This is a genomic window from Pseudomonas sp. (genome assembly GCF_002796985.1).
GTDB lineage: Bacteria > Pseudomonadota > Gammaproteobacteria > Pseudomonadales > Pseudomonadaceae > Pseudomonas.
Window position 1 is genome coordinate 408,695 of sequence record NZ_PEKX01000020.1, and the last position, 25,238, is coordinate 433,932.

A 25,238-nucleotide genomic window follows, 5' to 3' on the forward strand; every position below is an offset into this window, starting at 1 on the left:
GCGACAACGCCGAGCGGCAATGCGACAACTTGCCACTACAGCCGACGACCGCGGCAGATGGGCGCTTGGCGCACTCAAGAAGTGGTGTTAGGTTGCCCCTCGCCAGGATGGCCCCGATTCTGCAGTGCCCCGCTGCGAAAGCGTCCGAATAACAATAGAGGAGCCCCCTATGGCCACGGCCATACCCGCACTGGAAATCCGTAACCTGCACAAGCGTTACGGTGACCTGGAAGTGCTCAAAGGCATTTCCCTGACCGCCCGCGATGGCGATGTGATTTCCATTCTCGGCTCCTCCGGTTCCGGTAAATCCACGTTCCTGCGCTGCATCAACCTGCTGGAGAACCCGCACCAGGGCCAGATTCTGGTCGCCGGTGAAGAGCTCAAGTTGAAGAAAACCAAGGACGGCTCGCTGGTCGCCTCGGACAACAAGCAGATCAACCGCCTGCGCAGCGAACTGGGCTTCGTCTTCCAGAACTTCAACCTCTGGCCGCACATGAGCATCCTCGACAACATCATCGAGGCGCCGCGCCGTGTGCTGGGCAAGACCAAGGCCGAAGCCACCGAGATCGCCGAGGCCCTGCTGGCCAAGGTCGGCATCTCCGACAAGCGCCACAGCTTCCCCGCGCAGCTTTCCGGTGGCCAGCAGCAGCGCGCCGCCATCGCCCGCACCCTGGCGATGCAGCCAAAGGTCATCCTCTTCGACGAGCCAACGTCCGCGCTTGACCCCGAAATGGTCCAGGAAGTGCTTAACGTAATCCGCGCGCTCGCCGATGAGGGTCGCACCATGCTGCTGGTGACCCATGAAATGAACTTTGCCCGCCAGGTCTCCAGCGAGGTGGTGTTCCTCCACCAGGGCCTGGTAGAAGAGCAGGGACCGCCGCAGCAGGTATTTGACAACCCGCAATCGGCACGCTGTAAACAATTCATGTCCAGCCACCGCTAACGGAGCATTACTGCATGAACAACTATAAGAAGATCGTTCTGGCTATCGCGACCACCCTGGCACTGGGGAGCCACGCCATTGCCGCGGACAAACTGCGCATCGGCACCGAAGGCGCCTACCCGCCCTTCAACGGCATCGACGCCAGCGGCCAGGTCATCGGCTTCGACGTCGAGATTGGCAAGGCGCTGTGCGCCAAGATGAAAACCGAGTGCGACGTCGTCACCTCCGACTGGGACGGCATCATTCCGGCGCTGAACGCCAAGAAGTTCGACTTCATCGTCGCCTCGATGTCGATCACCGACGAACGCAAGCAGGCCGTTGATTTCACCAACGCCTACTACACCAACAAGCTGCAGTTCGTGGCGCCGAAGGCGACCGACTTCAAGACCGACAAGGGCTACCTCAAAGGCAAGGTGATCGGTGCGCAGCGCGCGACCATCGCCGGTACCTGGCTTGAGGACAATATGTCCGACACCGTCACCATCAAGCTGTACGACACCCAGGAAAACGCCTACCTCGACCTGTCCTCGGGCCGCCTCGACGGCGTGCTGGCCGACAAGTTCGTGCAGTACGACTGGCTGAAGAGCGACGCCGGCAAGGACTTCGAGTTCAAGGGCGAGCCGGTGTTCGACAACGACAAGATCGGCATCGCCGTGCGCAAGGGCGACCCGCTGCGTGACAAGCTGAACGCCGCTCTGAAGGAAATCGTCGACGACGGTACCTACAAGAAGATCAACGACAAGTACTTCCCCTTCAGCATCTACTGATGCACGTGCCGCGCCGCCCTTCGCCGGGCGGCGCGCGCCTTCAGGCGTGACTCCCCATGATTTTCGACCTGCACGGCTTTGGCGATCAGTTGATCGCCGGCACCTGGATGACGCTCAAGCTCTCGCTCGCCGCAGTCTGCGTGGGACTGATCCTCGGCCTGCTCGGCGCCATCGCCAAGACCTCGAAGAACGGCTTCCTGCGCATGCTCGGCGGTTTCTACACCACCGTGGTGCGCGGCGTACCCGAGACGCTCTGGGTACTGATGATCTACTTCGGCACCGTGGCCGGCCTGAACGCCATCGGTGACCTGTTCGGCTACCCCGAATTCGCCCTGTCGCCCTTCGCGGCGGGCACCTGCGCCCTGGGCCTGTGCTTCGGCGCCTACGCCACCGAGGTCTTCCGTGGTGCGCTGCTGGCGATTCCCAAGGGCCACCGCGAAGCCGGCCAGGCGCTGGGCCTCTCCGCCCCGCGTATCTTCTGGCGCATCGTGCTGCCACAGGTGTGGCGCGTGGCGCTGCCGGGACTGGGCAACCTCTACTTGATTCTGCTGAAGGACACCGCCCTGGTCTCGCTGATCACCCTCGACGAGATCATGCGCAAGGCCCAGGTCGCCTCCAACGCGACCAAGGAACCCTTCACCTTCTACATGACCGCGGCCTTCATCTACCTGGGCCTGACCGTCTTCATCATGGCCGCCCTGCACTTCCTTGAGCGTCGCGCCGGCCGTGGCTTCGTGAGGAACGAGCTATGACCGATCTCGAGCTGATCCTCAAATGGCTGCCGAAGATGCTCCAGGGCGCCACCCTGACCCTGGAGCTGCTGGCCATCGCTGTGGTCGCCGGCCTGTGCCTCGCCGTACCACTGGGCATCGCCCGTGCCTCGCGGCACTGGTACGTGCGTGCAGTACCGTACACCTACATCTTCTTCTTCCGCGGCACGCCACTGCTGCTGCAGTTGTTCATCGTCTACTACGGCTTCGCCCAGTTCGAGAGCGTGCGCAAGGGGCCTCTCTGGCCGTATCTGCGCGACCCTTACTGGTGCGCCCTGCTGACCATGACCCTGCATACCGCGGCCTACATCGCCGAGATCCTGCGCGGCGCCATCCATGCCATCCCGGTGGGTGAAGTGGAAGCCGCCCGCGCGCTGGGCATGTCCCGCCGCCAGGCGCTGTTCCATATCATCCTGCCGCGCGCCGCGCGCATCGCCATGCCGGCCTACAGCAACGAGGTGATCCTCATGCTCAAGGCCAGCGCCGTGGTGTACACCGTGACCCTGTTCGACATCATGGGCATGACCCGCACCATCATCGCGCGCACCTACGAGGCCATGCTGTTCTTCTGTCTCGCCGGGCTCTTCTACCTGGTCATCACCCTGCTGCTGACCCGCATCTTCCGCCTGCTGGAACACTGGCTGAAGGTGGATTCCATGCAGGGCCGCTGAGCGGCACGCCGGTCGCCCACGGGGCCGCTATAATGCGCGCCCCGTGGCTTGCCCCCGCTTCACACCGTGCACCCGAACGACACTCCTCTGACCGGCTCCGACCTGCTCCAGCGCTTCCAGGCACTGGACGGCTTCCTGCTGGACACTCAGGCGCTGTGGCGGCCGAAGCCCTTCACGATGCGCGAGCTGCCCTGGGAGAGCGACCACCCCGAATTGGCCGCATGGCTGCGCAGCCGCAGCCTCGATGACGCGGAAGCGGCGCATAACACTCCCGAGTTGCTGCCTGCACCGGCGCCCTTCCCCGCATTGGCCGACACCGCTGCACGCCTGGCGTGCATTGGCCAACTACCCGCGCATGCGTTCGCAGCACTGCCACATCCCCTGACGGTCGATGTGCCAGGACGAAAACTGCAGCAGATCGAAGCCTTCGCCAGCCGCCTGACCTTCACCCAGCCACCGCGCCACTGGCTCGACTGGTGCGCCGGCAAGGGCCACCTGGGACGCGCACTCGCCCAAGACGGCACGCCGTTACTGAGCCTGGAGCTCGATCCGCAGCTGGTGCAGGACGGCCAGCACATGAGCGACCGACTCGGCCTGCGCGCCCAGCATCGCCAGCAGGATGTTCTCGCGACAGACGCCAGCGAACACCTGCATCCCGAACACACGGCGATAGCCCTGCACGCCTGCGGGGATCTGCATGTGCGCCTGCTGCAACTGGCCAGCGCCCGTCGCTGCCGGCAGCTCGCGGTCGCACCCTGCTGCTACAACCGTATCGACAGCGAGCACTACCGGCCGCTATCCCGCGCGGCCAAGGCGTCACGGTTGTCACTGTCCCGAGACGACCTGCGTCTGCCGCAGGCCGAGACAGTCACGGCCGGCGCACGCGTACGTCGGCAGCGCGATACCTCGATGGCGTGGCGACTGGGTTTCGATCTGTTGCAGCGCGAGGCTCGTCACTGTGACGATTACCTGCCGATACCGGCCGTTTCACCGACCTGGCTGAACAAACCCTTCGCCGACTACTGCCGCAACCTCGCAACCCTGAAGGGCCTCGACCTAGCGGCCACTATCGACTGGCCACAGTGGGAAGCCCTGGGCTGGCAGCGACTGGCCCAGGTGCGCAACCTAGAACTGGTGCGCGGGCTGTTCCGCCGCCCCATGGAACTGTGGCTGTTGCTTGACCGTGCGTTATTCCTCGAGGAGCAGGGTTATCGCGCCACCCTGGGCGCCTTCTGCGCCACCCGGATGACCCCGCGCAACCTGCTGTTGCTGGCCGAACGCATCTGAGACGGGCGTTCCAGAGCTTCACCCACAGACCCTGTGGATAACTCTGTTCGTAACCCAGGAAAAAACTCCCCTTTCTTACCGCCCAGACCGCCTCGCTGCGACCTGTTCATTTTTTGAACAATTAAATTTTTCCTTTTAAAAACAAATAGTTCCAATATCTTGTGATTGCTATCACATCCCATATGCGATTTGCGCCATAAAGCGCGCCTCCTTGTGCATAAAGGCCCGGCAAGGGTGTAGGAAATCTGCCATGCCTGTTGCCAATCCCGCTCCAATTGCACTTCATCGAACGGATTGTTGCGTAATCGCGACAATCGAACCTTGTCAATTGCTGCCTAGGCAGTATTATTTCGAAACATTTCACTGCCTAAGCAGCTATCTGTTTTGACATGAATCACTACGACGTTGCGGACTTTCCGTTCAAGGGCTCCATCGGCCAGTTGCTGGGCGCCACCGCCATCCTCAAGGATCGCCTGCTGGACAAACACCTGGCGCACCTGGAGATCACCGCAGCACAGTTCAAGGTGCTGTTCTTCATTGGCCACGACCGCGCCAACACCCCGGCCGAGCTGTGCCGTGAGCTGTCCATCGACAGCGGCTCGATGACCCGCATGCTCGACCGCCTCGCACGCAAAGACCTGCTGGTCCGCAAGCCCTGTCAGAACGACCGCCGCAGCGTGCGCCTGAGCTTGAGCTCCGCAGGCCAAGCGGTGAACGACGAGGCCCCGAGCATCGCCGCTGCCGCCATGAACGAACTGGCCGGCAGTCTTTCCCGCGACGAACTGCAGACCCTCACCGGCCTGCTCGACAAGATCCTGCGCGCCCACGGCGCCGCGGCCCATTGCGCGGCGCAGGAGAAATGACCATGCCCCCCCTTCGCATTGCCCTGCTGCCGGCCGCCATGTTCGCCGCCGTGCTGGGACTCTCCGGCTGTGTCAGCTACTCGGGGCTGACCACCAGCGGCAAGGCAGCCGACCCCGCCAGCCTGAAGGCTGGCGTTAGCCTCGACGGCACCCCGCTGTCCGCTGCCGCGTGGCCCAGCGAACACTGGTGGACCCGCCTGGGTGACCCGCAACTGGACAGCCTGATCGGCGAAGCCCTGCGCGGCACGCCGGATCTGGACATCGCCAGCGCGCGCGCCCGTCAGGCCATCGCCGCGGCGCAGGCGCAGGATGCCGCACGCCTGCCCAGCGTGAAGGGCACCGCCAGCTACGCCGGCATCCGAGCGCCGGAAAGCGTCATTCCTGCACCCATGGGCGGCCGCTACTCGGCGGTGAAATACCTGTCGATGAGCTTCAGCTACGACCTCGACCTCTGGGGCGGCCAGCGTGATGCCTGGGAAGCCGCCCTCGGCCAGGCCAACGCCGCCGAAGTCGACCGCCAGGCCGCCTCGATCACGCTCTCCACCAATGTTGCCCGCGCCTACAGCGATCTGGCCCACGCCTTCGTTGCCCACGATCTGGCCAAAGACGAGCTCGACCGCTCGCAGCATCTCTTCCAGCTCAGCCAGAAGCGCATGGACGCCGGCCTGGACAGCAAGGTCCAACTGCAACAGACGCAGTCCCAGGTCGCCAGCGCCAGGCAGCAATTGGCCGCCGCGGAACAGGAGATCGCCAGCGACCGCATCGCTCTCGCCGTCCTGCTCGGCCAGGGCCCGGACCGTGGCCAGGACCTGCAGCGCCCGCAGGTACTCAAGCCCGGCGCGCTGAGCCTGCCGTCGAACCTGCCGGCCGAGCTGCTGGGTCGCCGCCCGGACATCGTCGCCGCACGCTGGCGGGTCGAGGCAGCGTCGAAAAGCATCGACTCGGCAAAGACCGAGTTCTATCCCAACGTGAACCTGGGTGCGATGGTCGGCCTGGCCGCCCTGCACACCAGTGACGTGCTGAAGGCACCAAGCCGCTTCTTCCAGATCGCCCCGGCGATCTCCCTGCCGATCTTCGACGGCGGCCGCCTGCGCGCCAACCTCGCCGGCAAGGACGCCGACTACGACCTGGCTGTCGCCCAGTACAACAAGACCCTGGTCAACGCCCTCGGCGAGGTCACCGACGACCTCGGCAAACTGCGCTCATTGGAGCAGCAGATCGACGACCAGCGCGAAGCCCGCGATATCGCCAAATCCAACTTCGACCTGGCCATGCGCCGTTACGGCGAAGGCGTCGGCAACTACCTCGACGCCCTCAGCGTGCAGCAGCAACTGCTCCTCGCCGAACGCCAGCTGGCCAGCCTGGACGCCCAGCGCATCGACCTTTCGGTGCAATTGGTCCAGGCCCTGGGCGGTGGCTACCAGCCCGACACCACTTCCACTCCCGCCCCGCTCGCCCAGGCGAACGCGGCCGCCGCGCACTGAACGAGGCACCCGACATGAGCACCGCTACGCAAGACACCCCCAACAGCAATCCCAAGCGCAAGCGCTGGCTGCTGATCCTGCTCGCCGTCGTCATCCTTGCCGGCCTCGCCAGCGTCGCCTGGGAATTCCTTTACGGCCGCTGGCACGAGGACACTGACGACGCCTACGTGAACGGCAACGTCGTGCAGATCACTCCGCAGATCACCGGTACGGTGGTCAGCATCGGCGCCGATGACGGCGACCTGGTGCGCAAAGGCCAGGTGCTGGTGAAGTTCGACCCCAGCGACGCCGACATCGCCCTGCAGCAGGCCGAAGCCAACCTCGCGCGTACCGTGCGCCAGGTGCGCGGGCTGTTCAGCAACGTTGACGGCTACAAGGCTGACGTGGCCGCGAAAAAAGTTGCCCTGACCAAGGCCGAGGCGGACTTCAAGCGCCGTCAGAACCTCGCCAACGACGGCGCCATCTCCCAGGAGGAACTGGCCCACGCCCGCGATGCCCTGGACACCGCGCGCAGCTCGCTGACCAGCTCCGAGCAGCAACTGGACACCAACCGTGCGCTGGTGGACGACACCGTGATCGCCTCGCACCCGGACGTCAAAGCCGCTTCGGCCAAGCTGCGCCAGGCTTATCTGGACGATGCCCGTGCGGTGATCATTGCGCCGGTCACCGGCTACGTCGCCAAGCGCACCGTGCAGGTCGGCCAGCGCGTGCAGCCGGGTGCCACGCTGATGGCGGTGATTCCGCTGGACCAGGTGTGGATCGACGCCAACTTCAAGGAAACCCAGCTCAAGCACATGCGCATCGGCCAGCCGGTGGAAATCCGCTCGGACCTCTATGGCAGCGAAGTGAAGTACTCCGGCACCGTCGACAGTCTCGGCGTCGGCACCGGCAGCGCCTTCTCCCTGCTGCCAGCGCAGAACGCCACCGGCAACTGGATCAAGATCGTCCAGCGTGTGCCGGTGCGCATCCGCATCAACGCCGAGGAGCTGGCGAAGAACCCGCTACGCATCGGCCTGTCCATGGACGTCAACGTCAGCCTGCACGACCAGAGCGGCCCAGCCCTTGCCCAGCAGCCTCCGCACGAGGCGGTGTTCTCCACCGATGTGTACCAGGAGCAACTGGCCTCAGCTGACCAACTGATCGAGAAGCTGATCCAGGCCAACCTGGCCGACGCCAACCACCGCACCGCGCAACGCTGATCCGACCACCGCCATGAGCCAGCCCAACAACAGCAGCTTCAGCCCACCCAGCCTGGTCATGGCCACCATCGGCCTGTCGCTGGCGACCTTCATGCAGGTGCTCGACACCACCATCGCCAACGTCGCCCTGCCAACCATCTCCGGCAACCTCGGGGTCAGCTCCGAGCAAGGTACCTGGGTCATCACCTCGTTCGCGGTGAGCAACGCCATCGCCCTGCCGCTGACCGGCTGGCTCAGCCGCAAGGTCGGCGAAGTCCGCCTGTTCATCGCCGCCACCCTGCTCTTCGTGATCGCCTCGTTTCTCTGCGGCGTCGCGCAACAGATGGGCATGCTGGTGGGCTTTCGCGCCATCCAGGGTTTCGTTGCCGGGCCGCTCTACCCGATCACCCAGACCCTGCTGATCTCCATCTATCCGCCGGCGAAACGGGGGATGGCACTGGCACTGCTGGCGATGGTGACGGTGGTCGCGCCCATCGCCGGGCCGATCCTCGGCGGCTGGATCACCGACAGCTACAGCTGGCCGTGGATCTTCTTCATCAACGTACCCATCGGCCTGTTCGCGGCCATGGTCGTCTATCAGCAGCTGCGCGCACGCCCGGTGGTGATCAAGCACGCACCCATGGACTACATGGGCCTGGCAATGCTGGTGATCGGTGTTGGCACTCTGCAGGTCGTCCTCGACAAGGGCAACGACCTGGACTGGTTCGAATCCAACTTCATCATCGGCGGCACGGCAATCGCGGTGATAGCCCTGGCGGTGTTCGTAATCTGGGAGCTGACCGATCGCCATCCGATCGTCAACTTGCGACTGTTCGTACACCGCAACTTCACCGTGGGAACCCTGGCGCTGGTCGGCGGCTACGCCGGTTTCTTCGGCATGAACCTGCTGCTACCGCAATGGCTGCAAACGCAGATGGGTTACACCGCCACCTGGGCGGGTCTTGCGGCGGCTCCGATCGGCATCCTGCCGGTATTTCTCTCACCGCTCGTCGGACGTTACGCGAATAATTTCGACCTGCGCGTACTCGCCGGCCTGGCCTTCCTGGCGATGGCAGCGACCTGCTTCATGCGCGCCGACTTCACCACCGAAGTCGACTACCTGCACATCGCCCTGGTGCAGTTGTTCATGGGCCTGGGCGTGGCGTTCTTCTTCATGCCGATCCTGAGCATCCTGCTCTCCGACCTGCCGCCGGACCAGATCGCCGACGGCTCCGGCCTGGCGACCTTCCTGCGAACCCTGGCCGGCAGCTTCGCCGCGTCCCTGACCACCTGGATCTGGAACCGCCGTGCGACGATGCACCACGCCTACCTGACCGAGAACCTCAGCCAGTACGACCCGGCCACCCGCGCCACCGTCGAACAGCTCGGCGGCACCGGCCAGCACAGCGCCGCATTACTGGAGCGCATGGTGGAAAGCCAGGCCTACATGATCAGCACCATCGACTACTTCACCCTGCTCGGCTGGCTGTTCCTCGCCATGCTGGTGATCATCTGCCTGGCCAAACCGCCCTTCGGCGCCAAGCCCGGCGCAGCGGCCGCTGGCGGGCACTGACCCAAGCTGCAGATCATTCTGACAAATCAGTGGTTTACACCAAGGACGGCGTGGCTATAATGGCCGCCCTCCTTGCCGGTATAGCTCAGCTGGTAGAGCAACTGACTTGTAATCAGTAGGTCCCGGGTTCGACTCCTGGTGCCGGCACCACGAATAGAGACACGAGAAAGGCTCACTCCTGCGGTGGGCCTTTTTCTTTGGGAGAAACCATATTCGGACAGGCGGAATCCGGCGGACTGAACCTTCCCCGCCGCGGAGAGTCCATCTTACTTTTGTATAGAGCGCCCCTTCAAATCTCCTCGGTCAAAAATACCGAGAGATGGCATAGGTTTACGGACCTGTCTGCATGAATATAATGATCCGATTCACGCCAAGCCCGATCTCATGTGGCCGGCAGAAAAATCCGCCTGGAGCATCCCAAAGCACCAATAGGGCGAACGTCAAGATGCGGATGGAACCGCCGGGGGCAGCACAGTGATCGCCAGCAGCGCGGTACAGCCACAACATGGACAAGTCGAACCGCAGGCCTCGGCGACGAAGGTGGCCATCCTGCTGTCGACCTACAATGGCGCCCCTTTCTTGGCAGAACAGCTCGACTCGCTGATAGCCCAAACCCATCGGAGCTGGACCATCTACGCCTCCGATGATGGTTCAAGCGATGAAACGCTAGACATCCTGGCTGCATACCAAAAGCGGCTAGGTGAACAGTCGCTGGTGATCATCGCGGGCCCCCGCAAAGGTTTCTCCGCCAACTTCCTGTCCCTGCTCAAGCGCCCAGAAGTCGAGGCCGACTACTTCGCCTACTGTGATCAGGACGACCTGTGGGAGGCCGACAAGCTGGAGCGGGCGCTGAACTGGTGCCTGACTATTGCCCCGGATACGCCGTCCTTGTATTGCACGCGGACCCGGTTGATCGACAGTTCCGGAGCCCCCATCGGGCTGTCCCCCTTGTTCAGCGCCCCACCCAGCTTCCGGAATGCCCTGGTGCAAAGTCTCGCCGGCGGCAACACCATGCTATTCAATCAGGCGACTCGTCGCCTCCTGACGAAGACCGACGAGAATGATCGGATCATCTCCCACGACTGGTGGACCTACCTAGTCGTAGCGGGCTGCAATGGCGCCATCCATTACGACGCGACGCCATCCATAGGCTACCGCCAGCACGGCAGCAATCTGATCGGCTCCAATACCGGAGTCTCCGAGCGCCTGACGCGGATCAGGAAAATGCTGACGGGTACGTTCAAGGACTGGAATGACGCCAACATTCATGCGCTCATCCCTCTTCAGCAAGACCTCAGTCCGCAGAGCCGGAAGACGCTCGAACTCTTCGTTCAAGCCAGAAACTCTCCGATGCTCAAACGCCTCAGCCTGATCCTCAGGGCCGGGCTATATCGTCAAACCTTGCTCGGCAACCTCGGGCTGACTGCTGCCGCCATTCTCCAGAGGCTCTGACTACATGACCATTCTCGTAACCGGCAGCGCCGGCTTCATCGGCGCTAATTTCGTATTGGACTGGCTCAACGAAGTTGACGAGGTGGTAGTCAGCCTCGACAAGCTGACCTACGCGGGCAATCGCCAGAACCTCGCGAGCCTGGATGGCGATACTCGCCACAGCCTCGTGCAAGGCGACATCGGCGACACCGAACTGGTCGCTTGCCTGCTGGCAGAGCACCGCCCTCGGGCAATTCTCAACTTTGCCGCCGAGTCCCATGTGGATCGTTCGATCCACGGCCCTGAAGAATTCATCCAGACCAACATCGTCGGCACCTTCCACCTGCTGGAATGTGCACGTCATTACTGGGACGGGCTGTCGCCCTCAGAGAAACTTGGTTTCCGCTTCCTCCATGTATCCACCGACGAGGTCTACGGCTCCCTGTCCTCGGAAGATCCGGCATTCACTGAGAGCAACAAGTACGAGCCAAATAGCCCCTACTCGGCCTCGAAGGCAGCCTCCGACCATCTGGTCCGCGCCTACCATCACACATACGGCCTGCCGGTACTCACAACCAACTGCTCCAACAATTACGGCCCCTACCACTTCCCGGAAAAGCTCATTCCCCTGGTCATTCACAACGCACTCGGCGGCAAACCGCTGCCGATCTACGGTGATGGCCAGCAGATTCGCGACTGGCTTTACGTCAAGGACCACTGCAGCGCCATTCGCCGCGTTCTCGAAGCCGGCGAACCAGGCGATATCTACAACGTCGGTGGCTGGAACGAAAAAACCAATATCGACGTCGTCCACACGCTGTGCGACATACTCGACCAGGAACAGGCGCGAACTGACGGGCGGAGCTATCGGGAACAGATCACCTTCGTTAAAGATCGACCAGGGCACGATCGCCGCTACGCAATCGACGCAAGCCGCCTGGAGCGCGAACTGGGCTGGAAACCAGCGGAGACCTTCGAAACAGGCATTCGAAAGACTGTGCGCTGGTACCTTGAAAATCAGTCCTGGGTCGCCAATGTCACCAGCGGTGCATACCGTGAGTGGGTAGGCAAGCAATACACATGAACAAAATCCTTCTTCTCGGCGCCAACGGCCAGGTCGGCTGGGAGCTGCAGCGGGCCCTTTCGCCGATAGCGAAGCTCGTGGTCTGCGACCGCCGGCGTGCCGACCTGAGCAACCTTGAATCCCTGGCCCGCCTGGTCACAACGGAGCGGCCCGCCATCATCGTCAATGCCGGCGCTTACACCGCCGTGGACAAGGCCGAAAGCGATATCGCCAATGCCCGCCGGATCAATGCCGAGGCCGTTGCTGTCCTGGCGCGCGCAGCACGCCAGATCGACACCTGGCTAGTGCACTACTCCACTGACTATGTATTCAATGGCGAAGGCGACCAACCCTTTACCGAAGACGCCGCTACCGGCCCGTTGAGCATCTACGGCCAAACCAAGCTCGAGGGTGAGGTGGCCATCCGCGAGAGTGGCTGCCGACACCTGGTTTTTCGAACCAGCTGGGTCTATGCGACACGAGGCAATAATTTCGCCAGAACCATACTAAATCTGGCCAAGGAGCGGGAGGAGCTGCGAGTCATCGCCGACCAGATCGGCGTGCCGACCAGCGCCGAGCTGATCGCCGACGTCACATCCCTGATCCTGCGCGACCTGATGGGCGATCCAGCACAGCGAGAAGTCACCTCGGGCACCTACCATCTGGTACCAAACGGCGAAACCAGCTGGCACCAATATGCCCAATTCGTGATTGGTGAAGCCGTTCGACAGGGCGCAAGCCTACGCACCACACCTGAACGCATCGCTCCTATTCCCGCCAGCGATTACCCCACCATCGCCAGACGACCAGCCAATTCACGCCTCTCGAATGGCAAACTGCAACACACCTTCGGCTTGACGCTCCCCAACTGGGAACACCACGTGCAGCGCATGGTCGAAGAACTGGTTGATCTAGGAGTCGTATGAAACGCAAAGGAGTCATTCTAGCTGGCGGCTCCGGCACCCGGCTGCATCCAGCCACGCTCGCCATCTCCAAACAACTGCTGCCGGTGTACGACAAACCGATGATCTACTATCCGCTGAGCACCCTGATGCTCGCCGGAATTCGCGAAATCCTGATCATTTCCACGCCCCAGGATACCCCGCGCTTCGAGCAGTTGCTCGGCAATGGCAATCAATGGGGGCTGAACCTGCAATATGCCGTGCAGCCCTCGCCCGATGGACTAGCCCAGGCGTTCCTGATCGGTGAGGACTTCCTCGGGGAAAGCCCCTGCGCATTGGTATTGGGCGACAACATCTTTTACGGCCACGATTTCCAGCAGCTATTGAACCATGCAGCATCGCGGGAGGAGGGAGCCAGCGTCTTCGCCTACCACGTCCAGGATCCAGAGCGATACGGCGTCCCCGAGTTCGACAGCAAAGGCAAGATACTCTCCCTTGAGGAGAAGCCCCTTCAGCCCAAATCGAGTTATGCAGTCACCGGCCTGTATTTCTACGACAACCAGGTAGTGGAGCTGGCCAAAAGTCTCAAGCCCTCCAACCGCGGCGAACTCGAAATCACCGACCTCAACCGCCTCTATCTGGAGCAAGGCCAACTCAATGTGGAGATCATGGGACGCGGCTACGCCTGGCTGGATACCGGCACCCACGACTCACTGCTGGACGCCGGCCAGCTAATCGCCACCCTGGAAAATCGTCAAGGCCTGAAAGTCGCCTGCCCGGAAGAAGTCGCCTTTCGCCAACATTGGATCACGGCAGCGCAGCTGGCCGCACTGGCAGAACCGTTGTTCAAGACCGGTTATGGCCAATACCTCAAGCGATTACTCGACGAGACAGTTTACTGATGAGAGCCACCCACCTCGCCATTCCGGACGTAGTGCTGCTTGAGCCCCAGGTTTTTGGCGATGACCGCGGATTCTTCCTGGAGAGTTTCAACCAGCGGGAATTCGAAAAAGCCGTCGACCGCAAGATCAACTTTGTGCAGGACAACCACTCACTATCGGCCAAAGGTGTATTGCGCGGTCTGCATTACCAGATCCAGCAGTCACAGGGAAAGCTGGTCAGGGTCGTTGCAGGCGAAGTATTCGACGTCGCCGTCGATCTACGAAAAAGCTCGCCCACCTTTGGCCGCTGGGTCAGCGCCATATTGACCGCTGAAAACAAACACCAACTCTGGGTGCCAGAGGGCTTTGCCCACGGCTTCCTCGTACTCTCCGAAAGCGCCGAGTTCCTGTACAAGACCACGGACTACTACGCCCCCACGCACGAGCGCTGCATCGCCTGGAACGACAATAGCATTGGCATCACCTGGCCTGCTGGCCTGCACCCCCAACTCTCCATCAAGGACCAAGCCGGCATGTCTCTGGAACAAGCCGAGGTGTTTGCCTGATGCAACACTTCTCAGCCACTCCCCAAGCGATTGTCGCCAACCTATGGCGGCATCGGGAGCTCATCAAAGCCTCCACCAAACGCGAGGTACTAGGGCGATATCGCGGCTCAGCCATGGGACTTCTATGGTCCTTCTTCAATCCTGTATTGATGTTGACCGTATACACCTTTGTGTTCAGCGAAATATTCAAGGCACGCTGGAGCGGAGGCAGCGGATCCAAGTCTGAGTTTGCCCTGGTACTGTTTGCCGGGCTGATTGTTTTCAACCTATTCGCAGAGTGCATCAATCGTGCGCCCGGACTGATCCTCGCGAATACCAATTACGTCAAGAAGGTCATCTTCCCCCTCGAAATCCTGCCATTCGTGAACCTGCTTTCGGCTTTGTTCCACGGCAGCATCAGCCTGATCGTCTGGCTGCTGGCATACGTCCTCCTGTTTGGCGTGCCGCACGCCACCGTGCTCTACTTGCCACTCATCATCCTGCCGTTCGCCCTGTTCATCATGGGTTTGAGCTGGGCTCTCGCATCCTTTGGCGTCTATCTGCGCGACGTAGGCCAACTCATCGGTATCATTACCACCGTGCTGATGTTCCTCAGCCCGCTCTTTTATCCGGCGACTGCGCTGCCTGAAAGCTATCGTCATCTGCTCTACCTGAACCCCCTCACCCCCGCGATCGAGCAAATGCGGGCCGTCCTGTACTTTGGCGAATCACCGGATTTTGTCTTGCTGGGCTCCTATTGGGCCGCGACGTCGGTCATCGCCTGGCTAGGCTTCGCCTGGTTCCAGAAGACACGCAAGGGGTTTGCCGATGTCCTCTGAACAAAGCAACGACATGGCCATCAAGGTCGCAAACCTGAGCAAGTGCTACCACATTTACGACCAGCCGCGAGACCGTCTCAAGCAGATGATCCTGCCACGCCTGCAGCGTTTGGTTGGCATGCAGCCAAGGCGGTACTACCGCGAATTCTGGGCACTTCAGGATATAAGCTTCGAGGTAAAGAAGGGTGAAACCGTTGGCATCGTAGGTCGCAATGGCAGCGGGAAATCGACCCTGCTGCAAATGATCTGCGGCACCCTCAACCCCACCAGCGGTGAAGTTCAGACCAATGGGCGAATCGCCGCATTGCTCGAACTGGGCTCGGGCTTCAATCCCGAATTCACTGGGCGGGAGAACGTGTACCTCAATGGTGTCGTGCTCGGCCTGAGCCGGGACGAGATCGACAAACGTTTCGATGAGATTGTCGACTTTGCCGACATCGGCGACTTCATCGAACAACCCGTCAAAACCTATTCCAGCGGCATGATGGTGCGCCTAGCGTTTGCCGTAGCAGTCAATGTCGCACCGGACATCCTGATCGTTGACGAGGCACTGGCCGTTGGCGACTGGCTGTTCCAGAAGCGCTGCTTCCAGAAAATCGAACAGCTGGTTTCGAATGGCACCACTCTGCTTTTCGTCTCGCATGACCAGGAAAGTGTTCGCACACTGACTCATCGTGCACTTCTGCTCGCCCATGGTCAGAGCCTAGCCTGGGGAACCTCCTCCGAAGTTGTGCTGGAGTATCGAAAGCTCCTGCACGAAGAGGAAAGTGCCTATTTCACTGCCCTACTGAACGAGACTACGACCAATACCCCCAGCAGCGCTGCAGAGCCAGTCGAGGCTCCCGCGAGAACGAACACCCGCTCGGAACTGATGGAGTTTGGCGATGGCCACGCGCGTATTACTGGAGTTCGAGTGTTCAACAGCAACGGCGAAGAATGCTCAAGTTTCTACCCAGGCGAGCAATTACGCATCAATGTGCGATGCCAGGCATTGGCGACTGCTCGCAACCTCAACGTAGCAATTCGACTCAGAAACAAAGAGGGAGTCAAAGTCTACTCATGGGGTACTTTGAATCAAGATATCTCTCGCTACTCTGATGGCCACGTGAAAGATATCTTCTGGGAAAGGAAATTCCAGTCAAACGAAGAATTCTCAGTAGATTTTCTATGCGACTGTCCGCTGGGGATGAACCTGTACGAAGTTCAAGCCTGTTTAAGTTTCGAAGCCACCCCGGACTATCTACAGCAACGAATATTGCACTGGGTAGATGAAGCAGCCTTCTTCAAGGTTCTCGTGCGTAAAGAAGCGTATTTCTTTGGCGGCATCTGTGACTTGCGAATGAACGCCATTTGGGACTGACGATGAAAAATCCAGAGAAAACTGATTATTCCAGCATATATAACAACTACTGGGGCCTACCTGACCGAATTGGCGAGTCGAGTGCTGACATGGACACAGTTGCCGAGCTGCTGATCGCAAATTGCGGGCTTGGCAAGACCCTCGATATTGGCGCTGGCGAAGGTGGACTGGTCGAAGCACTGGTACGGCGCCGCTGCAATGCCCATGGCGTGGATGTCTCCAAAGTAGTCGTTGAGCGTTGCAATGCCAGACTCCCGGGCCGATTCACCCACGGCAATGTGCTCAGCCTGCCGTTTGCCGACAACGAATTTGACACCATTGTCTCAACCGATTGCCTCGAACATCTTTCACCAGAGGATGTTCCCGCCGCACTAGCAGAAATGCATCGGATCTGCAAGAAGAATGTGCTACTCCAAATAGCGACAACCCAGGACCGAGACGGACACTGGCACCTCACAGTCGAAGGTCGCAAATGGTGGGAGCAACGTTGCTTGGAGGCTGGTTTCATCAAGCACTCGCGCTACTACCGCGTCAATGGCTATGAGGAACTCAACCAGGATGGTTGGCAAATCACGATTTTTCTACAGAAAGTTCCCTCGCCGGTAATCTCGACTTATCCGCTCTCGTTCCTGGAAGCCGAGCGCGGTTTACATATGGACATGCTGCGCGATGTGGGCGAGCGCTCTGACGCCCATGTCATTCGCTACGATTGGGCGTGCAACTATATCAAGCCAGGTGATCGCGTCCTGGATGCCGCCTGCGGCCTCGGCTACGGTGCACACGTCATTCGAAACCTCACTGGTGCGTCGCAGGTCATCGGTGTAGATGGCAGCGAGCATTCAATTGAGTACGCAAACAAACTGTACGGGACGAGCGAAAACAAAGCCGCCTATCTCTGTGGAATGCTCCCGGAGTTCTTGGCCCGCTTCCCCGATGCCTCCTTTGATGTGGTGGTGTCATTCGAAACCCTGGAGCACGTCGAGGCCCCGCAAGCGCTGCTTGAAGAGTTCAACCGGATATTGGCCCCTGGAGGACGAGTCATCGTCAGCGTTCCTAATGACTGGAGCGATGAAACTGGCGAGGACCCTAACCCATACCACCTGCACGTATACGACTGGAGCAAGCTCAAACAACAACTGAACAAGCACTTCATCCTTGAAAATGCATTTGCGCAGACTGCAAGCCAGTGCAAATCCAGAGAGAAGGGCAATCAGTGGGAGGCGAGAGCGCGCAACCTTCACGAAGTCGAGTTTACCGAGGAGTCCCCTGCCGATTGCGAGTGGTGGCTGATGACCGCCATGAAGTCACCGCTGGCAGAAACCTCGGAAAACTATGAAGAGCGGGTCTTCGCCAATATTTCCACAACGGACCATCCGTCAATTCAGTACGCCAAGTACTTCCAGAACCCCTGGCTAATGCATGCGATGGTCAACTCCGAGTACCGCCTGAGAAGCCGTCAGGCTCTGGAGACACTGGCGACCGAGGTGATCGAGAAATACCCTCAGGGCTCCAATGATCACGCGGCCGGGCTGTGTGTCCTTTCGTATTCTATTCTGGTGAACCACAGCAGCCACAGGAAGCAGCTTCAGATTGGTCTTCTGAATGAAGCCAAAAGAGCACTGGGCGGGGATCCGATCGCACTGAGGTGGCATGTTTCACTCGACTTCGTCAAAGCCAAGCTGATGGAGTCCGTCGGAGATCAGACCGGCGCATTGCGGACCTATCTCGAATGTGCAAGGACGGATGTCCGGCCATTTGGTATCCACCTGTCCACCAAAACGACAGAAGCTGCTTACCGCGCCGGCTTGATTGCCTTCGCACTCGGCGACCGCCAGGCGGCACAAAGTGCGTGGACACTCGGAGTAAATCTCGGCACCTCGCTGCTTGATGCCAAGTTGGCGGATGTGCTCATCAACCCCGAACGGCCAAATCGCTTCAATCATGGTGATGGAGTCCGTGAATATGCAGTGGCCTGGGATAACGTGGCTAGGTGTGCGAATGGACTCAATCTTCTTGGCAGCGGCAAGGAGATGAACTTCTCGGCTCTGGATAATTGCTTCCAGACTGAGTACCAAGGAATCAGCAAGGACTTGCTACATACCCGCAGCTTCCTCGCCGAATCCAACAAGGAACTTCTCTTCACGCGCAACACGCTGCGAGAAAGAACGGAAACGCTTGAAGCTGTAGCCGAGGAGCTGAAGTCCCGAACCGATGAGCTGGTTGCTACGCGAGAGACACTGCGCGAGCGGACAGAACGGCTTGAACTGGCCTGTGTAGAACTCAAGTCTCGAACCGACGACCTGGTCGTTGCGCGCGAAGAACTGCGCGAGCGGACACTGCGGCTAGAGGCCTGTATAGCAGCGCAGAACAAACAGCCCTGACCAGCCAGAAAACGCCGACTTCACAACCGGCACCTACTGTCAGCATTCCATATACCTTGGGGAAATAAAATGAAATTGAACGAAAAAATTCTTGTAACGGGTGCACGAGGCCTGGTCGGATCGGCGCTGGTTGAGCACCTGAAAGCAGAGGGATTCACCAACGTCCTCGCACTTGGCCGACAGGATTGTGATCTTACCGATTCGGCCTCGACCAGAGCCTATTTCGAGAAGCATCAGCCGACTTATGTATTCCATGCAGCCGCTCGCGTCTATGGAATCATGGGCAACATGAAGAACAAGGCGCTGTCTTTCTACGACAACGTCATGATCAATACCAACGTTGTAGACGCAGCCCAGAAAGTAGGAGTCAAGAAGATCACCGTAATGGGCACCGGCGCCGTTTATCCCTACCCCTCCCCTGGCCTTCCGCTGAAGGAAGACATGATCTTCATGGGCGAGCCGCATGCAGCGGAAAACTCCTACGCTCACGCTAAGCGGGCCATGCTGGCCATGCTTCGCGCCTATGAAGAAAGCTACGGCATGGAATGGGCCTATGTTGTCTCCTGCAACCTGTTCGGACCGCGTGACAAGTTCGACACCGAGTTCGGCCATGTCGTACCGTCGTTGATCAAGAAATTCTTCGATGCCAAGCGCCGCGGAGAGAAAGTTGTCGTCTGGGGCAACGGCAGCGCAAAGCGTGACTTCATGTATGTCAAAGACACGGCGCGCGTAGGTCTTGCGATCATGCAGAACATCAGCGGGCCGGCCAATATCGGTAGCGGTACCGTCTATAGCATCCGCGATATCGTTGACATGATTGCCGACATCACCGATATGCAGGATCACGTCGTTTGGGACGAAACGAAACCGAACGGTCAGGACTACCGCGCTTACGATCTGAGCAAAATCGACTCTATTGGTTTCAACTGCCAGCACACCATCCGGCAGGGTCTGGAAGAGACCTGGGCGTGGTACGCAGAGAATGCCCAGGACTGAGTAACATGGACAAGAACCCAGCTTCGCCTCGCATTTTACTTATCTCACAATGGCCAAACGTAAAGAATGGCGAATATGAGTTAATCGAGAAGATCAAACAGACCGGTTACACCATCAAGGTAGTCGACTACTTCGGCTTCGATGTTGAGAGCGGGCTCTGCCTTAATACAGCCTCGCTCCACCACGACTACGACTTTGCGATTTCGTTCCACTACGATACGCCGAAGTTCCTGAATCTTCCGACGTTCCTCTGGGTCGCCAACCCGCTGGAATTCATGCATCTGCGTGGAGATTACCGAAGTGTACTGCTGCCCCATCTCAGGGCTTATGACGAGTACCTTTACAATGGCTCTGACCTTCTAAAGAGACATATCAAGAATGTTGTAGGTTCCGAATGGGCTGACAGCCAACTCGAGATGTTCCCGGCCTGCTCGTTGCGCGAACTGGTTCCCCCAAAGTCCCTGGATCAGCTTGGAACAGAAGCCGCGCACAAAGTCTTCTACTGCGGCGTGAACTGGGAGCGCGGTATCGACCGAGCCGGCCGTGCCCAAGGTCTGCTGGACATCCTTCAGGAAAAGGATGCAGCCGATTTTTACGGCCCGAACAAGCTCGAGGGCATTAGCCCCTGGGAAGGGTTCAGCTCCTACAAGGGGGAGATTCCCTTCGACGGTGTCAGCATGACGCAAGTCATGCGGCAGTATGGAGCAGTGCTGGCGGTCTCCTCGCCTGCGCACATCAAGTCGGAGACATCCTCCAGCCGTGTCTTTGAGGGCATTGCCGCCGGCGTGCCGGTCATTTCTGATGAAAACCCGCACGTAAAACACCTGTTCGGGGACCTCGTCTATTACTTCTCGGGTAGTAACGAGCAGGAGCGTGCGCAGTCAGTCCTGACTGCGCTGCAGGCAATCAACAGCAATCCAGCCGAGGCTCGGAACCGCGTCATTCTCGCCCAAGAGCTGATGGCTGAGCGCTTCTGCTTCGAGCCCTGCTTTGAACGTGCGCTGCACTATCGGCAAGAACGGATGACCGCCAGTTGCACAACATTGGCGCAGAAGAGTCTAGACGTCGTCCTGCTTCACCATGACGCAGATCCGGAAGCCGGCGGCAGCACCTCCGATCTCCTGAACCTCCAGCACGTAATCGAAGCTGCCGGCCAGGCAGCTCAGCTGCATGGGGTGCATGTACGCATCATTGCCTGTGGTGGTGCACTTCCCAGCCAGCCGAACCTTCCCGTCGATGTGTCTTTGATAGAGTTCAAAGCTGCAGATCTGACGAGCAGGGATTGGGCAAAACTACGGCTAGGCGAGAAAGTTGCCTTGCTTACGCCCAAGGCTCAAGCCGACTTCGTTACCTTCCTGACGCAATTCGACTACCCCAAGTACGATGCGTTCTCGAAGGCACTCGATTGGTTCGCCGCTGCCCCCGCTGAACGCGCCAACGGCATGCACATCGGCGGCTTCTATGTGAACGATCAGTCTCAAGTGGCACCGCTGGGCACCGTAGGTATCTTGCGCAACAATACCTCTACGGCGCTTTATCGCTGGACCCAGAACAGCCTTGCCGAGCATCAGCTATCGACACTGATGTTTGGTGCGAAGGCGTTGCACCTGCTCAATCAGGACCAGATTGAGCGGTTCGATGTGCTCCTCCCCATCAGTCTCATCGCTGCGGCGGCGGGCTGTAGTCTGCCGTCCCATCGCTCCCGCCATATCCTGCAGCGGGTAAAGTTTGGTCATTTCCATCGGCACTACGAGGCCTATCGCAAAGCGACCGAGAAAGGCTTCTGGGCACAGCACTATGAGTTGCAGACCAACTACAACCATGAACTGAATGCTCTGTACGATGTGCATCACGAGTCTCCCATTGCCAAGGAAATCATCGATCAGGTGTCCGGGCATGCCCTGCCAGCGATGCCTCCGGTCGATCCTGCGGTACACGCAGTCAACGGTTTCATCGGCCGTCTACGTCCGATTTATCGTTACTACAAGAGGCTTCGTGACACCGTAGGCCTGGGAGCCGGAAAGTGAAACACAGACTGGCTTACCTCGACTTGTTGCGCATTGTCAGCGTCGCCTTAGTCATGTGGGGACACTTTGTGATGGTCGCCGGGGGAGCGCAAGCGATTCCTGGGATCATAAACCCCGACTTCACGCCGTTACCGCTCATCGATCAAAATCAATGGCGTGCGTACCTGCCCGAGGTATTCCTGATTGAGACATTTTCAACTCAATCAGCGATATTAGGAGTCAGTCTATTTTTCCTGATCACCGGCTACCTGATGCCAATGATGTGCGGACGCTACAGTCGAAAGGAGTTCCTGTTAAATCGTTTCTTCAGGATATTCCCAACACTGACTGCTGCCGCTGCCATACTTGGCATCTTCCTTTATTTGACACAAGGCATTACCTTTAATGCTGCGACTTATATAGCCAGCATTACACTGACCTACCCTTGGCTTGGAGTAGCCCCCATAGCGGGAGTTCTCTGGACCCTTGTGATAGAAGTCCTCTTCTACCTCATTGCGTTTCTTGTCGGAACCTTCACGCTGCGCCGGCTTATCTTCACACAGGCAATCCTGTTGTTGACGATCTTCCTGGGTGTGATTTATCGGGAGCACTACTATTTTTGGCTCGCTGGCTACCAAGCGCGTTTTCTGCTGTTCATAACCATTGGCTCTGCCATCTACCTAGCGGAGAAAGAAGAAGCTGTTCTTACAAAAATCGCCACCCTGCTGCCTTCTATTATTCTTTCATATATCGGCTTCCAGCTTTTCAAGCTAGGCAAGGTGGACGCTTCCACTTATGAAAATCTCGGCACGCACCTGCTGTCGGCAGTCATATTCCTTGGCTTTTATAGTCTTGGCCCGGTACTTCTCACGCGCCTTCCAAAAATGGTCGGTACGCTGGCGGAGCTGGTATACCCGTTCTATCTCATCCATGCCGCCATTGGCTTGGTTGCGATGGCGCTTGTTCGGGAACATATACACCAGCCGTATCTGATATTGCTTTCCGCCGTACTCGCATCACTACTTGCCTCCTGGGTGCTCCATCAGTCCGTAGAAAAGCCTGCCATCAATTTCGGGCGGAGATTCACGAGGCCGAAGTCGACTGCATGAAAAGAGTTCTTCTTGTCAGCTACCTCCCTCCCTCGAGGACGCACGCGGGCGGCCAGAGACTCCTGGATCTGTACGCTGAATTGAAGTACATCCAGCCAGACCTGCATCTCGCCCTTGTCACTTGCAGCGACCATGGCTTCGACATGGACTTGCTGAAGACAATCTTCGATAAAGTTCACTGCGTTGCAGGAGACCAGTTCTCGAAGCAGGGTATGTCAATGCTGACGTTCGACAACCCTGGGTTCGATCTGGTGGATCTTCAATACCACCAGTCCGGCGCCTTGATCGGTGCTTTCCGAAAACGCTGGCCTTCGGCAACATTGATTTTCGCCCCCATGGAATCCCAACTTCGTGCACTCAAGATAGCTTTTGCGAAAAACAAGCGTGCTCTCTGGCGAGCATGGAAGAACACGCTCGGCCTCGCGCGCAATGCCATGATGGAAGCCTGTTATGTAATGAAAGCCGACAAGGTGGTCACGGTTTCAGACAGTGACCGGGACATGTTGGCGTTCTTGAAGCCGGCGGGTAAGGTAATTTGCTTGCCAACCTGCATTTCTCCACAGGAAACCTCAATTGACGGTGCGTTTGAAGTCTCCAACGAAAGCGCAACGATCGTGTTCTTTGCGTACTTTGGTTCGAGAACCAATCAAGAAGCTCTTTATTGGTTCATCCAGGAAGTCCACCCTGCAATCTGCAGAGCGCTGCCCAATTACCGATTCCGCCTGGTGGGTCACGGTATCGATGAGCTTCTCTTGAAAACTTGCTCGATCGGGCAAGTCGAGGTGGTCGGCGCCGTCAGCACGATCAGGGATGCTCTTGAGGGTGCGGCACTCGGCATCACCCCCGCACTCAGCGGAGCAGGAATTCGAGGAAAGATTCATCAGTATGCGGCACTGGGCCTGCCCTGCGTGGCATCGCCTATTGCGTGCGAGGGGCTTGAGTACAAAGATGGAGAAAGCATCTTTATCGCAAATACCTCACACGAGTTCTCTGAGGCTTGCATTGCACTGCTTCGGGACAAGAAGCTCAGAGAACGAATCAGAGAGAACGCCATGAGCGTATGCCGGAACCATTATCAATGGCCTGCCTGGCGACCTGAAATAACATCTACCTACGAACTGAATATTTTACTTTGCGGAGGAAACTAAATGACCAAGAAAATACTGATTACCGGAATTACAGGACAGGTTGGCTCGCAGCTTGCCGACTATGTCCTCGAAAACACTTCTTTTGAGGTTATCGGAATGATGCGCTGGCAGGAGCCGATGGATAATCTTTACCATCTGACCCAGCGCATCAACCGCAAAGATCGAATCAGTGTTTATTACGCTGATCTCAATGACTATGCAGCGCTCTCGCGAATGATCAAAGCGGTCAAGCCCGACTTCATTTCGCACCTAGCCGCACAGTCTTATCCCAAGACCTCATTCGATATCCCGATCGAGACTCTGCAGACCAATATTATCGGCACCGCCAACTTGCTGGAGAGCATCCGCCAGCAGAAAGAGGCCGACGGATATGATCCTGTGATTCATGTGTGCTCATCCAGTGAGGTCTATGGGCGAGCCGAGCCGGGTGTTGCGCTGGCTGAAGACACTCCGTTCCACGGCGCAAGCCCTTATAGCATCAGCAAGATCGGCACGGATTATCTCGGACGCTTCTACGGCGAAGCCTATGGCATGCGTACATTCATCACCCGCATGGGCACGCACTCCGGTCCTCGCCGTAGCGATGTCTTCTTTGAAAGTACGGTAGCCAAGCAGATCGCGCTGATCGAAGCCGGTCTGCAGGACCCCGTCATCAAAGTCGGCAACCTCTCCAGTACCCGTACCTTCCAGGATGCGCGCGATGCAGTGCGAGCCTATTTCCTCCTGCTGGAAGCGAGTGCACAGGGGAAAATCGCCCGCGGCGAGTACTTCAATATCGCTGGGGAAGAGGCCTACCAGCTTCCGGAAGTCATCGATCTGCTGCTGGAAATGAGCACGCGCAACGACATCACCGTGGCGACGGATACCGACAGGCTGCGCCCCATCGACGCCGACTATCAGATGTTTGACAACACCAAGATTCGCACGGCAATTGACTGGAAGCCCGAGATCCCTGTTCGCAAGATGTTTGAGGATCTGCTCAATCATTGGCGCGACGAGATCGCCAAAGGCAAAATTCCCCTTAACCGTTAATCAGGTTCT

Annotated in this window: 22 protein-coding genes and 1 tRNA gene; all 23 read left to right on the forward strand. The window is 59.0% G+C overall.

The genetic code is table 11. The features are described 5' to 3' along the window. Positions 1-169 precede the first annotated feature (169 nt). The 23 genes from CTR55_RS24200 (at position 170) to CTR55_RS24310 (ending at position 25,229) form a co-directional block, all read left to right on the forward strand. On the forward strand, positions 170-943 hold the full coding sequence (locus CTR55_RS24200) for an ABC transporter ATP-binding protein (RefSeq protein WP_045215765.1): 774 nt from the start codon (positions 170-172) through the stop codon (positions 941-943). Positions 944-957: 14 nt separating this feature from the next. Then, positions 958-1,710 (forward strand): ABC transporter substrate-binding protein, encoded by a 753-nt coding sequence (locus CTR55_RS24205; protein WP_296290070.1) that lies wholly within the window; start codon positions 958-960, stop codon positions 1,708-1,710. Between the two features lie 56 nt (positions 1,711-1,766). After that, on the forward strand, positions 1,767-2,462 hold the full coding sequence (locus CTR55_RS24210; RefSeq protein WP_296290072.1) for an ABC transporter permease: 696 nt from the start codon (positions 1,767-1,769) through the stop codon (positions 2,460-2,462). Beyond that, positions 2,459-3,151 (forward strand): ABC transporter permease, encoded by a 693-nt coding sequence (locus tag CTR55_RS24215; protein ID WP_296290074.1) that lies wholly within the window; start codon positions 2,459-2,461, stop codon positions 3,149-3,151. The genes CTR55_RS24210 and CTR55_RS24215 overlap by 4 nt, the downstream gene beginning before the upstream one ends. Before the next feature lie 48 nt (positions 3,152-3,199). Beyond that, positions 3,200-4,438, forward strand: a complete 1,239-nt coding sequence (locus CTR55_RS24220; RefSeq protein ID WP_296290076.1) for a methyltransferase — start codon at positions 3,200-3,202, stop codon at positions 4,436-4,438. 389 nt (positions 4,439-4,827) lie between these two features. Continuing rightward, entirely contained in the window at positions 4,828-5,301 is a 474-nt protein-coding gene (locus CTR55_RS24225; RefSeq protein ID WP_296290078.1) for a MarR family transcriptional regulator, read from the forward strand. Next, on the forward strand, positions 5,298-6,785 hold the full coding sequence (locus CTR55_RS24230; RefSeq protein WP_296290080.1) for an efflux transporter outer membrane subunit: 1,488 nt from the start codon (positions 5,298-5,300) through the stop codon (positions 6,783-6,785). The genes CTR55_RS24225 and CTR55_RS24230 overlap by 4 nt, the downstream gene beginning before the upstream one ends. Positions 6,786-6,799: 14 nt before the next feature. Then, positions 6,800-7,984 carry an efflux RND transporter periplasmic adaptor subunit gene (locus tag CTR55_RS24235; protein ID WP_296290081.1) on the forward strand — a complete coding sequence of 395 codons (1,185 nt, stop codon included), beginning with the start codon at positions 6,800-6,802 and terminating at the stop codon, positions 7,982-7,984. A 13-nt stretch (positions 7,985-7,997) separates the two neighbouring features. Next, positions 7,998-9,536 carry a DHA2 family efflux MFS transporter permease subunit gene (locus CTR55_RS24240; RefSeq protein WP_296290083.1) on the forward strand — a complete coding sequence of 513 codons (1,539 nt, stop codon included), beginning with the start codon at positions 7,998-8,000 and terminating at the stop codon, positions 9,534-9,536. A gap of 74 nt (positions 9,537-9,610) precedes the next feature. After that, positions 9,611-9,686 (forward strand) — tRNA-Thr (locus tag CTR55_RS24245). A gap of 324 nt (positions 9,687-10,010) precedes the next feature. Beyond that, positions 10,011-10,988, forward strand: a complete 978-nt coding sequence (locus tag CTR55_RS24250) for a glycosyltransferase family 2 protein (RefSeq protein ID WP_296290084.1) — start codon at positions 10,011-10,013, stop codon at positions 10,986-10,988. A 4-nt stretch (positions 10,989-10,992) separates the two neighbouring features. Continuing rightward, positions 10,993-12,051, forward strand: coding sequence for a dTDP-glucose 4,6-dehydratase (gene rfbB, locus CTR55_RS24255; protein WP_296290086.1), 1,059 nt, complete (start codon positions 10,993-10,995; stop codon positions 12,049-12,051). Next, positions 12,048-12,956, forward strand: coding sequence for a dTDP-4-dehydrorhamnose reductase (rfbD, locus tag CTR55_RS24260; RefSeq protein ID WP_296290087.1), 909 nt, complete (start codon positions 12,048-12,050; stop codon positions 12,954-12,956). The genes rfbB and rfbD overlap by 4 nt, the downstream gene beginning before the upstream one ends. Continuing rightward, on the forward strand, positions 12,953-13,834 hold the full coding sequence (gene rfbA, locus CTR55_RS24265) for a glucose-1-phosphate thymidylyltransferase RfbA (RefSeq protein ID WP_296290088.1): 882 nt from the start codon (positions 12,953-12,955) through the stop codon (positions 13,832-13,834). The genes rfbD and rfbA overlap by 4 nt, the downstream gene beginning before the upstream one ends. Further along, complete coding sequence (gene rfbC / locus CTR55_RS24270; protein WP_296290090.1) at positions 13,834-14,379, forward strand: dTDP-4-dehydrorhamnose 3,5-epimerase; 546 nt, start codon at positions 13,834-13,836, stop codon at positions 14,377-14,379. The genes rfbA and rfbC overlap by 1 nt, the downstream gene beginning before the upstream one ends. Beyond that, positions 14,379-15,197, forward strand: coding sequence for an ABC transporter permease (locus CTR55_RS24275; RefSeq protein ID WP_296290091.1), 819 nt, complete (start codon positions 14,379-14,381; stop codon positions 15,195-15,197). Before rfbC ends, CTR55_RS24275 begins: the two co-directional genes overlap by 1 nt. After that, positions 15,187-16,557 (forward strand): ABC transporter ATP-binding protein, encoded by a 1,371-nt coding sequence (locus tag CTR55_RS24280; RefSeq protein ID WP_296290092.1) that lies wholly within the window; start codon positions 15,187-15,189, stop codon positions 16,555-16,557. Before CTR55_RS24275 ends, CTR55_RS24280 begins: the two co-directional genes overlap by 11 nt. Positions 16,558-16,646: 89 nt before the next feature. Next, positions 16,647-18,938, forward strand: a complete 2,292-nt coding sequence (locus tag CTR55_RS24285) for a methyltransferase domain-containing protein (RefSeq protein ID WP_296290093.1) — start codon at positions 16,647-16,649, stop codon at positions 18,936-18,938. Positions 18,939-19,007: 69 nt separating this feature from the next. Further along, positions 19,008-19,934 (forward strand): GDP-L-fucose synthase, encoded by a 927-nt coding sequence (locus CTR55_RS24290; RefSeq protein ID WP_296290095.1) that lies wholly within the window; start codon positions 19,008-19,010, stop codon positions 19,932-19,934. Between the two features lie 5 nt (positions 19,935-19,939). Continuing rightward, on the forward strand, positions 19,940-21,961 hold the full coding sequence (locus tag CTR55_RS24295; protein WP_296290096.1) for a hypothetical protein: 2,022 nt from the start codon (positions 19,940-19,942) through the stop codon (positions 21,959-21,961). After that, complete coding sequence (locus tag CTR55_RS24300; RefSeq protein ID WP_296290097.1) at positions 21,958-23,049, forward strand: acyltransferase family protein; 1,092 nt, start codon at positions 21,958-21,960, stop codon at positions 23,047-23,049. The genes CTR55_RS24295 and CTR55_RS24300 overlap by 4 nt, the downstream gene beginning before the upstream one ends. Then, a complete protein-coding gene (locus CTR55_RS24305; RefSeq protein ID WP_296290099.1) occupies positions 23,046-24,197 on the forward strand; it encodes a glycosyltransferase family 4 protein in 1,152 nt (383 codons plus the stop codon). The genes CTR55_RS24300 and CTR55_RS24305 overlap by 4 nt, the downstream gene beginning before the upstream one ends. Further along, entirely contained in the window at positions 24,198-25,229 is a 1,032-nt protein-coding gene (locus CTR55_RS24310) for a GDP-mannose 4,6-dehydratase (RefSeq protein ID WP_296290100.1), read from the forward strand. Positions 25,230-25,238: the final 9 nt, after the last annotated feature.